The organism is Nocardia farcinica (genome assembly GCF_029867845.1).
In the GTDB taxonomy this organism is placed as follows: domain Bacteria; phylum Actinomycetota; class Actinomycetes; order Mycobacteriales; family Mycobacteriaceae; genus Nocardia; species Nocardia farcinica_A.
Genome location: NZ_JARWRU010000389.1, coordinates 1 through 1154, shown reverse-complemented (window position 1 = coordinate 1154; position 1154 = coordinate 1). Strand labels below are relative to the sequence as shown.

The following is a 1154-nucleotide window of genomic DNA, read 5'->3' as shown; positions in this document are numbered from 1 at the left end:
CCCCGCGCCGGGCCGCGCCCACTACCCCCACCGCGGGGCGCTGCGGCGCGGGCATCTCTGTCCCCACGGGTGGTTGCGGCCCCCGCCGGGGCGGCCGCGGCGGCGGCCGCCAGCTGTTCGCGGACCCAGGCGAGGACGGGGGTGGCGGCGGGGTCCTCGGTGAGGGAGACGAAGGCGGTGGGGCGTCCGGCGCGCACCTTGGTGGCGTCACGGTCCATGACGTCGAGGTCGGCGCCGACCAGCGGGGCCAGGTCGGTCTTGTTGATCACCAGCAGGTCGGAGAAGGTGACGCCGGGGCCGCCCTTGCGGGGCACCTTGTCGCCGCCCGCGACGTCGATGACGAAGATCTGCACGTCGATCAGGCCGGAGGAGAAGGTGGCGGTGAGGTTGTCGCCGCCGGACTCCACCAGGATCAGATCCAGGGGCGGGTTCGCGGCGATCAGGTCGTCGATGGCGTCGAGGTTGGCGGTGATGTCGTCGCGGATGGCGGTGTGCGGGCAGCCGCCGGTCTGCACGGCGGTGATGCGCTCGTCGGGCAGGACCGCGTTGCGGCGCAGGAAGTCGGCGTCCTCGGTGGTGTAGATGTCGTTGGTCAGCACGGCCAGCGACAGTTCCTCGCGCAGCTGCCTGCACAGCGCGGCGACCAGCGCGGTCTTGCCGGAGCCGACGGGGCCGCCGATGCCGATGCGCAGCGGTTCGCCCGGAGTGCGCTGCCGCTTCGGACGGTCGTGCGCGTGATCGTGAGGTTCACCGTCGATCAGGTGCGGCGGCATCGTGGAACTCCTTCTGGTCGGGCGGAAGTGGATCAGCTGGCGAACAGGGGCATGTCGCGCAGCACGTGGCGCTGGGCGAGCACATCCTGCAACGGGTCGGACAGGGCGGCCGGGCCGGTGGCGGCCTCGGCGGCGGTGCGGTCGCACAGCTCGGCCAGGCGCACGGTGCAGGCGGCGATGTCGGCGGGATCGAGGGCGAGCAGGCGCTGGGCGGCGGTCGCGGCGCCGGTCAGGGTGGTGTAGACGACGATGCCCGCGATCTCGGCGGGCGGCACGTCCGCGGCCGCGCCGACCGCGCCGAACGCGGTGGACAGGTGCGGGCGCGGCGTCAGCGTGCTCCAGTACCGGTGCGGCCAGATCAGTCTGGCCAACCCCAGCAGG

General features: G+C 73.7%; 1 protein-coding gene and 1 pseudogene. Both read right to left on the bottom strand.

Annotated elements, in window-relative coordinates; all coding sequences use genetic code 11:
- Positions 1 to 98 precede the first annotated feature (98 nt).
- Positions 99 to 773, bottom strand: a pseudogene (gene ureG, locus QH283_RS08130) (urease accessory protein UreG); the annotation flags it as partial.
- A gap of 32 nt (positions 774 to 805) precedes the next feature.
- Positions 806 to 1154 (bottom strand): urease accessory UreF family protein (locus QH283_RS08125; RefSeq protein ID WP_280502404.1); only part of this gene is annotated, 349 nt, incomplete at its 5' end.